16 protein-coding genes are annotated in these 11,811 nt (G+C 70.0%); 6 read left to right on the plus strand and 10 right to left on the minus strand.

Going from position 1 to position 11,811, the window contains the following annotated elements; translation table 11 throughout:
* The first annotated feature begins 191 nt into the window (after positions 1–191).
* Positions 192–530 carry a trypco2 family protein gene (locus EMA17_RS18920; RefSeq protein WP_126638229.1) on the plus strand — a complete coding sequence of 113 codons (339 nt, stop codon included), beginning with the start codon at positions 192–194 and terminating at the stop codon, positions 528–530.
* 209 nt (positions 531–739) lie between these two features.
* On the opposite strand, the gene EMA17_RS18925 is transcribed toward EMA17_RS18920, so the two are convergent.
* Genes EMA17_RS18925 through EMA17_RS51845 form a run of 3 tightly spaced genes read right to left on the minus strand, consistent with a single transcriptional unit; the run spans position 740 to position 2,848 of the window.
* Positions 740–2,224: an MFS transporter gene (locus tag EMA17_RS18925; protein ID WP_126638230.1), complete on the minus strand. Its 1,485-nt coding sequence runs from the start codon at positions 2,222–2,224 to the stop codon at positions 740–742.
* Positions 2,221–2,679: a MarR family winged helix-turn-helix transcriptional regulator gene (locus tag EMA17_RS18930; protein ID WP_246126754.1), complete on the minus strand. Its 459-nt coding sequence runs from the start codon at positions 2,677–2,679 to the stop codon at positions 2,221–2,223. Before EMA17_RS18930 ends, EMA17_RS18925 begins: the two co-directional genes overlap by 4 nt.
* 31 nt (positions 2,680–2,710) lie before the next feature.
* Positions 2,711–2,848, minus strand: coding sequence for a hypothetical protein (locus EMA17_RS51845; RefSeq protein ID WP_160161462.1), 138 nt, complete (start codon positions 2,846–2,848; stop codon positions 2,711–2,713).
* Between the two features lie 59 nt (positions 2,849–2,907).
* Between EMA17_RS51845 and EMA17_RS18935 the strand changes: the two genes are divergently transcribed.
* Both EMA17_RS18935 and EMA17_RS18940 read left to right on the plus strand, forming a co-directional pair.
* Positions 2,908–3,150 carry a hypothetical protein gene (locus EMA17_RS18935; protein WP_307721549.1) on the plus strand — a complete coding sequence of 81 codons (243 nt, stop codon included), beginning with the start codon at positions 2,908–2,910 and terminating at the stop codon, positions 3,148–3,150.
* 88 nt (positions 3,151–3,238) lie between these two features.
* Complete coding sequence (locus EMA17_RS18940; protein ID WP_126638231.1) at positions 3,239–3,676, plus strand: recombinase family protein; 438 nt, start codon at positions 3,239–3,241, stop codon at positions 3,674–3,676.
* Positions 3,677–3,852: 176 nt separating this feature from the next.
* Here EMA17_RS18940 and EMA17_RS18945 read toward each other — a convergent pair whose 3' ends face one another.
* The 4 genes from EMA17_RS18945 to EMA17_RS18960 all read right to left on the minus strand — a co-directional run bounded on the left by EMA17_RS18945 (position 3,853) and on the right by EMA17_RS18960 (position 5,988).
* A complete protein-coding gene (locus tag EMA17_RS18945) occupies positions 3,853–4,689 on the minus strand; it encodes an alpha/beta fold hydrolase (RefSeq protein ID WP_126638232.1) in 837 nt (278 codons plus the stop codon).
* Positions 4,686–5,279: a TetR/AcrR family transcriptional regulator gene (locus EMA17_RS18950; RefSeq protein WP_126638233.1), complete on the minus strand. Its 594-nt coding sequence runs from the start codon at positions 5,277–5,279 to the stop codon at positions 4,686–4,688. The genes EMA17_RS18945 and EMA17_RS18950 overlap by 4 nt, the downstream gene beginning before the upstream one ends.
* A gap of 105 nt (positions 5,280–5,384) precedes the next feature.
* Complete coding sequence (locus EMA17_RS18955; protein ID WP_126638234.1) at positions 5,385–5,792, minus strand: DUF6262 family protein; 408 nt, start codon at positions 5,790–5,792, stop codon at positions 5,385–5,387.
* Entirely contained in the window at positions 5,782–5,988 is a 207-nt protein-coding gene (locus tag EMA17_RS18960) for an integrase (protein WP_218042903.1), read from the minus strand. Before EMA17_RS18960 ends, EMA17_RS18955 begins: the two co-directional genes overlap by 11 nt.
* A gap of 265 nt (positions 5,989–6,253) precedes the next feature.
* On the opposite strand from EMA17_RS18960, the gene EMA17_RS18965 reads away from it, so the two are divergent.
* Positions 6,254–6,814: a hypothetical protein gene (locus tag EMA17_RS18965; RefSeq protein WP_218042905.1), complete on the plus strand. Its 561-nt coding sequence runs from the start codon at positions 6,254–6,256 to the stop codon at positions 6,812–6,814.
* 267 nt (positions 6,815–7,081) lie between these two features.
* Here the strand turns inward: EMA17_RS18965 and EMA17_RS18970 are convergent, their stop codons facing one another.
* Positions 7,082–7,984 carry a LysR family transcriptional regulator gene (locus EMA17_RS18970; RefSeq protein ID WP_126638236.1) on the minus strand — a complete coding sequence of 301 codons (903 nt, stop codon included), beginning with the start codon at positions 7,982–7,984 and terminating at the stop codon, positions 7,082–7,084.
* Positions 7,985–8,172: 188 nt separating this feature from the next.
* On the opposite strand from EMA17_RS18970, the gene EMA17_RS18975 reads away from it, so the two are divergent.
* A complete protein-coding gene (locus EMA17_RS18975) occupies positions 8,173–8,466 on the plus strand; it encodes a DUF1330 domain-containing protein (protein ID WP_126638237.1) in 294 nt (97 codons plus the stop codon).
* 726 nt (positions 8,467–9,192) lie between these two features.
* Here the strand turns inward: EMA17_RS18975 and EMA17_RS52955 are convergent.
* Positions 9,193–9,750 (minus strand): AAA family ATPase, encoded by a 558-nt coding sequence (locus EMA17_RS52955; RefSeq protein WP_174861392.1) that lies wholly within the window; start codon positions 9,748–9,750, stop codon positions 9,193–9,195.
* A 212-nt stretch (positions 9,751–9,962) separates the two neighbouring features.
* Positions 9,963–10,925: a zinc-binding dehydrogenase gene (locus EMA17_RS18985; RefSeq protein WP_170222191.1), complete on the minus strand. Its 963-nt coding sequence runs from the start codon at positions 10,923–10,925 to the stop codon at positions 9,963–9,965.
* A gap of 85 nt (positions 10,926–11,010) precedes the next feature.
* Here EMA17_RS18985 and EMA17_RS18990 point away from each other — a divergent pair, with 85 nt between their 5' ends.
* Positions 11,011–11,658: a TetR/AcrR family transcriptional regulator gene (locus EMA17_RS18990; protein WP_126638238.1), complete on the plus strand. Its 648-nt coding sequence runs from the start codon at positions 11,011–11,013 to the stop codon at positions 11,656–11,658.
* The last annotated feature ends 153 nt before the right edge of the window (positions 11,659–11,811 follow it).

The following is an 11,811-nucleotide window of genomic DNA, read 5'->3' on the forward strand; positions in this document are numbered from 1 at the left end:
GACCGGTGTGGAGGTCCCGCCGGTGTTCCTACGAGGTCACGGACGGGCATCACGCCTCCGACGGAATCGGCTTGCGCGTCGCCCGCACGGGCACCGGGCGGGAGAACCACCGGTCGGATCCGAACCCGCCTCGCGCCAAGGTGTGTTCGATGGTCTGACCGCGAACCGGAGTCGTCGGGCGGGGAGACGTAGTGGGCAACGCGCAACCGGCACCAGGCATCGAACTCGCACAGTGGATTCGGGCCCTCCGGGCGGAATTGCTCGACGCACAACGATCCGGAGCGCAGAAGTCGCTGCACATTCAAGTGGGCCTGGTAGGGCTGGAGTTGGAGGTAACCACCACGTTCAGCGCCGACGCTCGCGGCGGACTTCGGGTTTGGGTGTTGGACGCCAATACCGGAACGGCGCGGACCAGGACCTCGATCCAGTGCCTGCGATTGACACTGCAGCCAGTGGGCGCCCCCGACGGGAACGACAATCACGAACGTGTGCTGGTGTCCGACACCAAGCTCTCGGCCCATCCGGACTGATGTGCGAACCCACCGGCCTGATCCGGGAACAGGTGGTCGACGTTGCCGTCACCCGCAGCACCGGCTCTCACTGCCCTGACAACCGTCTGATGGTCCTTGGCTTCGCGGCATTGGGCGGCCACCTCCGGAAGCATGCTCGGATCCATGGCCGGCGCGCTGTGGGTCGACGGGCCGGCGGAGGCGGCGTCGCAGTCGTACGGTTTCGATTCTCAGCTTTCGGTTCGACTCGATCGGCCCGGGCCCGGCACACCGGCCGGGGCTGTGGTCGGATCGGTCTCGGGTGGGCGTCGGCGGGCGAGGGCGAGGCCGGCCATCGTCGTGATCGCCATCGCGGCGACGCCGACCAGCGCCGCGGTCGTGTAGGCGTCGTCGTTCGGGAAGAGGCGGCCCGTGGGGGTGCCGGCGGCCAGGATCAGACCGCCGATGGCGCTGCCCAGGGAGTACCCGACGCTGCGGACGACGTAGTTGAAGCTCATGGCGCTCGACGTCTCGCTCTTGGGGGTGACGGCCAGGATGACGCCGGGCATGGCGGCCGAGAAACTGCCCACGCCGAAGCCCAGCACGCCCATGGCCGCGAGCAGTTCGGCCGGGTTGGACCGGGCGGTGGCGAACAGGACGAACCCGCCGCCGACGATGGCGGCGCTGCCGGCCAGGATCAGGGGGCCGTCGATCCGTTCGCGGACCCACGGCGTGAGCTTGCCGGCGACGAACCCCAGTACGGAGAACGGGATGAGGACCAGCCCCGCCACGAAGGTGGTCAGTCCGAAGCCGTAGCCGGCGCCGTGCGGCGTCTGCGCGTAGCGGGTGATGAGCGTGAGCAGGAGGTACATGCCGCTCCCGCCGACGAACATGGCGATGTTCGCCCCGGCGACCGCCGGGTGCCGTACCGCCCGGACGTCGATCAGGGGCGTCTTGGTGCGCAGTTCGGAAACGGTCCAGACGCAGAGCAGGAGTACGGCGGCGACGGCGAGGGTCACCGCCACGGCGAGGTGTCGGCTCCACAGGCTCCTCTCGCCGGCCAGGAACAGGACGAGGAGCAGTCCACCCGCCAGGACGAGCGCACCGGCCACGTTCACGTGGGCGGAGCGGCCCTCGGGAGCCGCGGGTATGGAGCGCCACGCGGTCACGAAGGCGATGGCGGTGACGAGCAGGCCGAGGCCGTAGGCGGCCCGCAGTCCGCCGAACTCGGCGAGCAGCGCGGCCAGCGGGTAGCCGACGCCGGCTCCGATGATGGAGACCACCGAGATCAGGGCGATCGTGGCCGCGCCGCGCTCCTCGGGGAGATGGTCGCGGGCCACGCCCATCATCAGCGCCGTGAGACCGAGTCCGACGCCCTGGGCCGCTCTGCCCACGAGCAGCCAGGCGAACGGCAGCGGCAGCACGGTGAGCGCACCGCCGCCGACGACGATCGCCAGCGTGACGAGAATCGTGGCCCGCCGGTGCGGACCGGCTCCCAGCCGGCCGAGGACGGGTGTGGCGACGGCGCCGCTGAGCAGGGCGATGGTCAGCGTCCACTGCGCGCTGTCGAGGGAGACGTGGAACGTGGTTGCCACGCTGGTGACGAGCGGCGTCCCGAGGCTGCCGACCGTCGCCACGACCAGGGCGACGAACACCAGGGCGGGGACCAGCAGACGTGCCTCGGAACGTATCGGGGCAGTGCTCGTGGGCCGGTCGTGAGCCTGCTCCGCGGTCACCGGTCCGACTCCTCTCGGGCGCGGGTTTCGAGCTCCGCCAGACGCAGCAGCGCCGGAAGGGCCGCCGCCAGGGCCTCGACCTCGTCGCCGGTGAGTTCGTCGATCAACCGCGCGTACGCGTCGACGCCCGCCTGGCGTCGCGTCCGGACGTACGACGCGCCGGCCTCGGTCAGGCACACCAGCGTGACCCGCCTGTCGGACGGATCGCCCTTCCGCTCGACCAGCCCGGATTCCTCCATCACCCGGACCAGGACGGTCATCGCGGGCTGGGTGACGCCCTCGGCCACCGCCAGATCGGTGATCCGTCGCGGGCCGGTCTTGTCCAGGGTGGCCAGGGTGGCGGCGGACGTCAGACTCATGTCGCGGGGAAGGCGTCTCACGGCCCTGGTGGCCAGACCGTAGAGGGCTGACCCGATGGCATCGGAAGCGCCGTGCGCGGCGTCTCGGCGACTCATGGCAGAAACATAACAGATTTATATGAATGCTTTATGTATACCGGCTCGGGGTTCGGCGATACGAGGCGGCGTCGGCGACGCCGGTCGTGATCGCGGCGAGGATCTGCGGCCACCACGTGCCGACGTGCGGCAGCGGGTCGCGCACCGCGGTTTCGAACACGGTGCACATGTCGACGTGATGGCGGCGGCGGGGTGTGCGGCGACACTTTGGGACTACCGGTCGGCGGCGTGGGCGACGCCGGGGAGCGCGACGCCGTCGTCCTCGGGACTCCCGCCTACGCCCGCGAGTTCACCCTCGGCGACAGCCCCGCCGATCTCGACGACCTCGACCCCTGGGTACAACGCAACGTCCTCGACGAGGGACGCCCGCTCGTCCGAGAGGCCCGCTTCCTCCTCGCCGAGGAACCCGACCTGCGCGACACCGCCCTCTACAACGTATGGCGGGCGAGCCGCCGCCACACCCAACCGTGAGTCTCCAAAAGCCGCCACACACTCGACGGCGGGTCCGGCGGTCGACCACGCGGGCCCACGACCGCGACCAGACCCGCCCCGGTGGGCTATGCCCGGTGCAGCACCGCGCGACAGGAACTCCAATGCCGGCTCGACGCGCTGGAGGACGCCGGATGCGACCCCGGTCCTCTCCGAGAAGATCAGCACCCGGATCAAGGTCAGGACCGAATGCGTCAAGGCCATGGACGTCGCCCGCACCACCAAGAGGGCCGTCCCGCACCGGCGGGTGATCCTCACCGTCCACGAGATGAAGCGCCTCGGCCGCAGTGCCGCCGAACTGCCGGCCATCCCCGAGGACCTGCTCCATCACACCATCGAGCTCGAACTCCTCACCGGCCCGCTCCAGGGCGTCTACGACCCGTCCGGACACGGCGCCGCGCTGTTCGTGTTCTTCGCCGGCATGGCGGTTATCTCAAGCTCGCCGATCAAGCAGGGCTGTGACCTGGGCGGCCAGGTCAAGGACACCGTCTTCGACCTGGCCGCTTAACGTCTTCGAGGCCCGGTCAGCACGGGCCGATCGTTATTGAAGAGCGACGCGGTGCACTGGGTTCGGGGCCTGCGTGGCAGCGGTCACGAGGATTTCCCCGGGGACGGCTAGTTGCGGATGTGACATTCAGTGACCAACTTCGGTGGTGTTGGCCAGGACGGGTCTCGGATTCGGGTCTAGGCGCGGAAGGCCTTCCGAAGGAGTTCGCCGAACTCGGCGGGGTGCGTGGTCAGGCCGGTGTGCCCGCCTGGATAGTGCTGGAGTTCCGTGCCGAGACGCTCGGCCAGGAGAGCCGCAGGACGGTAGGGCAACTCGCCATGTGAGTCCTGGCCGCAGGCGAGCACGAGCTGGTCCGACAGTGCCTCCAGCCGGTGGATGTCCGGGGCGTAGGACATGAAGCTGGGCACGATGTGCCCGAGGAAGTACGGCAGGTTGGCCATTGTCCGCTCAGCCCGCGCCGCTGCTTGCGGCGGAAGCTTGAGCTCGGCCTTCGGCTCGGTGGTGTCGCCGTCCTTCTTCAGCCCCGCGGCGAACACGGCCATCGCCGGCATGAGCCCCTGAGTGTGAAGCGTTTCCTGCACGCGCGCGATGAGCGTGCGATGTTCGGCGGCGTCCGGCAGGACCTCCACCATGGGCGGCTCGTGTGCCACGACGCGTTCGATGCGTTCGGGATGGGCGGTGAGCAGGTGCAGAGCGGCGATCGCGCCCGAGCTGGCGCCGAACACCCGGGCGGGCTCATCGGGAGACAGCAGTTCCAGCATTCGGAACGCGTCGTCGGCGTGCTCGGCCACGTGCTGCTCGGCCTCGCGGTCGTCCAGCGTGCTGCGGGACATGCCGCGCGGGTCGTAGGTCGCGACCGTGTATTCGGCGGCCAGGTCGTCGGCGATGCCGTCGTAGGAGGCCGCGTCGCCTGCCCCTCCGGGGATCAGCAGCAGGAGCGGGCCCTGGCCGCGCACTTCGTAGTGCAGGGTCGCGCCGTTCACGCGCAGGCTGCCGATGGTCGGGTCGGTCATGAGGAGTCTCCTTCTCGGGACGGGGGCCAGTGCTCCAGGAGGGTGTGCAGGGCGTCGAGGGCGCGGACCCAGGAGTGTTGCGGCGAACGCTCGTGCGCGAACCCGCCCGCAGCCTCCAAGGCGACGAACCCGTGGAACGTGCTGCGCAGCAACCGGACCGCGTCGGTCAGATCGGGCTCGGCCAGTCCGTAGCCGCGCAGCATGCCGTAGGTCAGCTCGACCGCGCGCCGCGGTCCGGGCGCTTTTGCGGCCAGCTCTGGGTCGATCTGGATCGGGGTCTGCGTCGCCATGTAGCGGCCCGGATGCTGGTGGGCGTACTCCCGCCAGGCGTTGGCAAACGCGATCAGCGCGTCCTTGCCCGCCCGCCCGGCGGTCGTCTCCGCGATACGGATGGTCTTCTCGTCGGCGGCCAGCAGTGCGATCCGTCCGCGCAGATCCTCCAGACTGCGGACGTGCGTGTAAAGACTCGCGTCCTTCACGCCCAGCCGCCGCGCCACCTGCGACATGGTCACCTGGTCGAGCCCCACCTCGTCCGCCAGCTCGGCGCCCGCGATCGTCACCCGCTCCGCCGTCAGCCCAGCCCGCGCCATGCGCCCTCCCAATGATCCTAGGACCCCTAGATATAACCTAGGAGTCCTAGGAATCCAAACGGGGGGTGCGCTCACGCAGGTACCGCTGTTGCGGATGACGGGGTATCAGAGCCGGCCACCAGCGCCTGTGCGTGCGGATGCCCGCTGGTCGCCGAGCGCGTGAGCAAGTTGCCGACGCAGACTCTGGTTCTCGTCCACAAGTTGCCGGTTCCGTTCCAGGGCCGCCTCCAGGCGTGCGTGCAGCGAGGCATCGGAGGAGCGTTCAGCCGCAGGGATCTGCGGCGAGGGGGAGCGCCGAGTCGCATCACGGAGCCGTTCGATCTCGGCTCGGATGTCAGGCCGGCCATGGAGCCAGGAGCGGGAGATGCCCGCGCGCCGGGCGACGCCCTCGAAAGACACCGGAGCTCCGGTGCGGTCGAGTTCTCGCAGGGCCTGGATGGCCTTGGCGCGTGTGAGTTCGCGGCGCTTGCGGGCGGCGGCGATGAGCGGTGCGGGGTTGGGTTCAGGATGCATCGGCGGCCGCCTCACCGGTGTCTGACTGGCCGTCATCTTCGAGCGACGTGATGATCTTCTCCAGGTTGTCGGCGACCTGCCGGTTCATCTCCACGAGCCGCTTCTGCCCGCGGGCTTCGGCCGACGAGATGATCTGCAAGGTCTGCTGACGCTGTTCCCGGTGCTGGGGCAGGAACTCGGCGGTGGTGATGAACATCGGGCAGGTCAGACACGAGTTGGCGTGCGGGCAGGACTGCACCACCGGCAGTCCGCAGTAGCCGTTGGGCAGGGCCTGCGTAGCCCGGGAGAGCCTCTGTTTCGGTGATGATGAGGCGGTGTCCGGGCGCCCGGGCGGGGGTTCGGGCCGGGGCGCGATGTCCTGGGGGGAACAAGTGGGGAGTTCGGAGAGGTGGGTGCCGCCGTGGTCCGCCGGACGGATCGTTCGTGTCACGCGGTGGGCGAACCGCTCCTTTGCGGATCTCGTGGCTGTCCACGAGGAGGGCCTGCGGGCGGCGACCGTCGCGCCGCGGGTCATGAGGGGGCAGCCCGCCGAGCTGTGGTTCGCCGCGAAGGTGTGGAGCGTGGCCGTGGCGGGCAGTCACGTGGACGTGCGGCCCGACCTGGGCTCCTTGAGCTTCGGTGTCTTCGGCGACGGCGACTGGATGGAGCTGACGGCCCTGCTCGACGTGCCCGTGCCGCGGCATCGGGTGCTGCGTCCGGAATTGGAGCGGGCGTTGGACCGCACGGCGCGGGAGGGCGTCGACCGGCGGTTGGAGGATTGGGTCCTTCGGGAGGGCCATCCCCACCACGACGGCTGTCCCGAGGTGTCCCACCCCCTCTTCGGCATCCCACCGAACCGCGCGGCGCTGGTCACGGTGGAACTGGTGGCCAGGCTCCCGCAGTTCGCCCTGAAGGCGCCGGCTCCCGACGACGACTTCGTGGCCCTGGCCCACACCGCGCAGGAGTTCCTCGACGAACTGCTCTCGCACGCGAACACCACCTTCGCCCCGATGGTCGGTGTCCTGCTCGGGGAGGAGATGTAGGCACGGCCGGGGCACCCGTTTCGTCAATCGTGGGCGAGCCCAAGTGGTCGACGCGCCAATGCTGTTCGGCAGGTCGGCGTAGACCTCTGTCGGAGTGCGGCGGCCGTGGGTCTCGCGTGGGCCCGCGCTGCCGCAGGCGCCGCCCCCGTATCCGCACCGGGGACATGCCGACCGTCCTGGAGGTCGACCGTCCGGGTCGCGACCGGCTCGAAGGGTTCTCTTCGGCCTCGCCACCGCGGGCGTCCGTCTCGCTCGACCTCTCGCGTGTCAGTCCGGTAGCCAGTGCAGTTCGTGCGCCAGGGTTTCGGCGACGGCCCGGATGCGGCGGTGCAGTGGCGACTGTTCGCGGGGGAGGACCAGGTGGATCGTCAGGCCGGGGGCGCCTCGCAGGGGTCGCCAGGTGAGATCGGCCGGTTGTGTCATGGCCGCGGCTTCTCCGGCGGGGGCGAGGGTGAGCCCGTCGCGCAGGTCGTGCTGGGACATGTCGAAGGAGACCGCGGGCGTGTGGAATCGAGGGTGGGGTCGGATGTCGCGGAAGAGTGCGGACAGCTGGTCGTGGATCACGGGGTTGGCCGCACGGTCGGGCAGTCGCAGCGGATACGCGGCCGCGTCGGCGATCTCGATCTCCGGGTGTGCGGCCAGCGGATGGTGCCGCGCCAGCTGGACCCCGACGCGCTGACGCCGCAGCAGGAACCGGCGCACGCCGCGGCCCGGTTGTTCGCCGCGGGTGATCCCGGCGTCGATGCGACCGTCGGCGACCGCGGGGGAGATCTCCGGTGTCGCCATCGGGACCGCGCCGACCTCGAGTCCGCCGTTGCCGCGCATCAGCCTGTCCACCAGGGCCGGTGCCGTCTCGGCGCCGGTGCTGAGGCTGTATCCGATGCGCAGCGTGCCCGTTTCGCCGGCCGCCGCGCGCCGGGCGGTGTCCCATGCCCGGTCCAGCGCCGCCAGCGCGGGCGGCGCGGACTCCGCCAACGCCGCACCGGCCGCGGTCAACGCGACGCTGCGCGTGTCGCGGACCAGCAGGGCGGTGCCGAGTTCCGCCTCCAGTCGGCGCATCCGGGCGCTGAGTGCGGGCTGTGCGATGCCGATCCGTGCGGCCGCGCGGGTGAAGTTCAACTCCTGCGCCAGCACCAGGAAGTAGCGCAGGCTCACCGTGTCCGGAGCCACGTGCCCTCCCCGCCGATTGATAACGATCCGTTCTGAGTCTATCCGGAACCGGTCTTTCCCTCGACCGCGGATCGAGCCCTAACCTGCACATACGGCGATTCGACCGATGGCAATACCCGTCGGCGGGATCGATCGATCCGAGTGTCGATTCGACGTCGGCCGTGTCCGACCGAGCACAGGAGGTTTCCATGGCCAAGGGCTATTGGGTCAGTGTCTACCCCGCCCTTTCCGACCCCGAGGCGCTGAACGCCTACGACAAGCTGGCCGGTCCGGCCGTGCGGGCCGGGGGCGGGCGCACCCTGTCCGTGGGCGGTCGAGTCGTCGCCCACGAGGCCGGAATCACGCAACGCGCCGTTCTGATCGAGTTCGACGACTTCGAACAGGCCGTCGCGGCATACGAGAGCGAGGCGTACCAGAAGGCGCTGGTGGCCCTCCCCGACGGCTACGAGCGCGACTTCCGCATCATCGAAGGCATCGACTGACCGGCACCCTCCGGAACCGCTGCTGCCGCGCAGACACGCGCTTGCTCTCGCACGACGATCGGATGCGGAGGATGCGCGGTGGCCGCCTCCGGACGACGAGCACATCCCGCGCGGCCTTGGGCTGTTCGGGGGTCGGCCCGCCCGGCCCGCCGCAGGTGACTCCGACCCCCGATGCCCGCACGTCGGTGGTCGCGTCGAGGTCCAGTCGCTGTCGAGCCCCCACGGACGACTTTGTCATCGCTGCTCAGTGGTAGAGATTGTTGACGCCCACGAGGAGTACGTCGCCGTCTTCCGTCGAGGTGGGGCAGGCCCATCGTCTCGCCCCACTTGGCCTCGCCGATCGCCGATCGCCGGCAGCGGTTGGCGGTTGTCGTCGTCGAGGCCGAAGGCGACGACGTCCGGTTCGTGGCTCGTCTTGCGCGTGGGGTCGTTGATCGTTCCGGAACCGACCCGGTAGGGGGGTCGCCGAGGAGATCCGGGCCCGCGAGATGGCGGGTCCAGTGGCGACAGACCTGTTCGTGGTGCGGGCCCATGACGTTGCCGACGAAGCGGCGTTCGCTGCGTTGCCACAGCGCGGTCGCGTCGCGGGTGTGCTCCAGGTCGGACCACAGGGTCGCATGACGGAGTGGTGGAAGGTGGCGAGGGGTTCGGCGATGCGGAACGTGGTGCGGTTGTCCTTGCAGACGTCGGGTTCGCGGGTGATCAGGCCGCAGTCCTCGAGGACGGTCAGCGGATGCGCGAGGTCGCCGGATTTGCGGCCCATGTAGGAGGCGATGCCGCCCCGGTTGTGGTTGCTGGCGGCGATGCCCGCGAGGACGGAGTGGTAGAGGGCCGCGTCGTGCAGGTCGGTTCGTCCGCGAGGAGGTGGCGGGCTTCGCGGAAGAGCGGACTCGACCTGGAGAGCACGGTGCGGATCACCCATGCGTCGAAATCGTCGGGACCCGAGGGGGTGTCGTCGCGGGCGAACTCGCGGCGATAGGCGGGGGTGCCGCTCACGATGTCGTTGACCTTCAGGGCGGTCACGGGGTCGTCGATCCCCCAGAACTCGGCGGCCAGTCGGTAGTCGAGGGTGGGTACGAGCAGTTCCAGTCCCGCGCGACCGCGCAGAGGCGCGTTGCCGCTGAGGAGGCGGCCCATGAAGGACATCGCTGATCCGCACAGCAGCAGCCGGGTGCGGCCGGCGTCGCGTTCCTCGCGCAGCGGTGCGAGCGCGTTCTGAATGATGGACGGCAGGCGCGGGTTCGCTCTCACGAGGTACGGGAACTTGTCGATGACGACCCGCACGGCCCGTTCCCGCCCAGGGACAGCAGCGCGTCGACGACGGCGTGCCAGTCGTGGAAGACGAGGGGGCGGGGAAGCCGAGGTAGTCGGCGACGACCTGTCCGATCCGGTGCGGGGATTCACCGTCGGTGCCCTCGCCCGCCGCGAAGTACAGACCCCCGGTCGCCTGGCACCCGTGGATGCCCCAGGCGCCCCCGGAGGAGAGAGCGCGGGGGCTACGGTGTCAGCACGATCCTGCCGAAGACTTCACCCGCGTCCATCTTCCGGTGCGCCAGCACAGCTTCATCCAGTGGCAGCAGTTCGTGCACCACCGCTTCGATCTCGCCACGGCCGGCAGCGGCGAACTGCTTGCCGCGTACGGCACTCAGGTCGGCCGGGGTGACGGTGGCTGCGCTGAAAGCGGCGAAGGACATCGACTTCCGGAACGCCGCCATGATCCTCGTGCCGAAGTCGGCGGGCGGCTGACCTGCGACAGCGCCCACGGCCACCATGCGGCCGTTCGGGTTGAGCCTGTCGAGGAACGACGGCATGTCCTCACCGGCCACAACGTCGATGATGACGTCATAGCCCGCGGGAGCCTCTTTTCCTCCGTCGCCGGAGCGGTCCAGCACGTGGGTCGCGCCGAGGCGGCGCAGCCGCTCGCCGCGCTCGGATGACGATGTCGTGACCGCCACCGCGGCGGCACCACCGCGAGCCGCGAGCTGCACTGTCATGATCCCGATACCGCCGGCCGCGCCACGCACCAGGACCGTCTCCCCGGGAGCGAAACGGGCGTGGCGAAGCCCGAAGTGGGCCACCGAGCCGGAACTGCCGAGCGTCACGGCGGCAGCGGCGGACAGGCTGCCGGGCAGGGGAAGAATCTGCTCGACCGGCGCGACGGCCTGTTCGACGTAGCCTCCGCCGGTGCCGGTGAAGCCCCACACCCGCCGGCCGATCCACGACACGTCGACGTCCTCACCGACCGCGGTCACGGTGCCCGCCACCTCGCCACCCGGGATGTGGCCCTCCTTGAAGCCGTAGGCGGCCAGAGCCCCGCTTCGGATCACGGTGTCGACACCACCGACGCCCACCGCCTCGGTGGCTATCAGTACCTGTCCGGCGGCAGGTGCGGGCACCGGCAGGTCGACAACGGCCAGGCCGTCAGGACTTCCGAACGTCTGGATCGAGATTGCCTTCAATGTGGTCTCCGGGTTCTCGGACCGCTCAAGCGCGAGGGCTTCTACGTCTCGGACCGTAACGGACGCCCCCGTCCGCTTGGGTAAAGTGAGAGTGGTGGCCGACCCTTTCCCTCATACGTTGCGCTCCGACGCGCGGGACAACCGCGAACGCATCCTCGACGCGGCCCGAGCGCTGTTCTCCGCCGACGGCCTGGACGTGCCGATGCGGGAGGTCGCGCGGCGCGCCGGCGTGGGGCCTGCCACCTTGTACCGTCGTTTCCCGACCAAGCAGATGCTGGTCGCCGAGGCCTTCGCGGACCAGCTCCATGAATGTCGCGCCATTGTCGACGAGGGGTGCGCCGATCCTGATCCGTGGCGTGGCCTGTGCCTGGTGATCGAGAGGATCTGTGAGCTGCACGCACGCGATCGGGGCTTCACTCAAGCCTTCCTGTCCACCTACCCGGGGGTGAAGGATGTCGCCGCAGGCCGTGAGTACACGGTGAAAGCAGTCGCCGAACTGGCTCGGCGAGCCAAGGAAGCGGGGCGCCTGCGGTCCGACTTCGTCCTGGACGACCTGATTCTCGTACTCATGGCCAACAAGGGGATCCACGCCACCTCGACCGTCGGCCAGGTCAAGGCATCCCGACGCTTCGCAGGGCTGGTCATCCAGGCGTTCGAAGCCTGCCCCCGGCACGCACCACTACCACCACCGGCACGACTGACATCCGCACCGGCCCACGACCTGTCGCGGTAAATCCCGGATTTACCGCGGCGGAGCCCGGGGCCACGGAGTGGATTCACCGGCAGTCCGGCACCGCCCAGCTCCTGCCCAGGCTCATCGCCCGCCGCACCCGCGGCCCGCTGTTCCTCGCCGACCGCAAGGCCCCGGCCGGGACGCCGACACTCG

Origin of the sequence: Embleya hyalina, assembly GCF_003967355.1 — a bacterium.
In the GTDB taxonomy this organism is placed as follows: Bacteria; Actinomycetota; Actinomycetes; order Streptomycetales; family Streptomycetaceae; genus Embleya; species Embleya hyalina.